Origin of the sequence: Desertibacillus haloalkaliphilus (genome assembly GCF_019039105.1) — a bacterium.
In the GTDB taxonomy this organism is placed as follows: Bacteria; Bacillota; Bacilli; order Bacillales; family KJ1-10-99; genus Desertibacillus; species Desertibacillus haloalkaliphilus.
Genome location: NZ_JAHPIV010000553.1, coordinates 1 through 336 on the forward strand (window position 1 = coordinate 1; position 336 = coordinate 336).

The window sequence follows — 336 nt, forward strand, 5'->3', positions numbered from 1 at the left end:
GTTTCTAGATCGAAACACACTAAAAAATCACTAATCATTTAGCAGTGCTTTTTATCATCTAACTTAAAGAACTTAATTTCATCTAATGGCACGATCATAAATCTATTTTTATGATCTTTGCACGTGCAATCACGTTTTTTACGACCTTTACAGTCACAGTCTCTTCGACGTTTTTTGTCGTCATCTAGTTTTTCTACTTCCACAAAGTCACGTCCAACATGGCAGATGATTGCTCGGAATTCTCTACACTCATCTCCACATTCAATCTCAAATTTCACAACACACCCAATCAGCTGACGCAGTCTAAATGCAAATCCACCATCAAGGCCTCTTAGG

Annotated in this window: 1 protein-coding gene; it reads right to left on the bottom strand. The window is 37.5% G+C overall.

From position 1 onward, the window contains the following. Positions 1-38 precede the first annotated feature (38 nt). A partial coding sequence (locus tag KH400_RS23245) for a hypothetical protein (RefSeq protein ID WP_217228680.1) occupies positions 39-336 on the bottom strand: 298 nt, incomplete at its 5' end.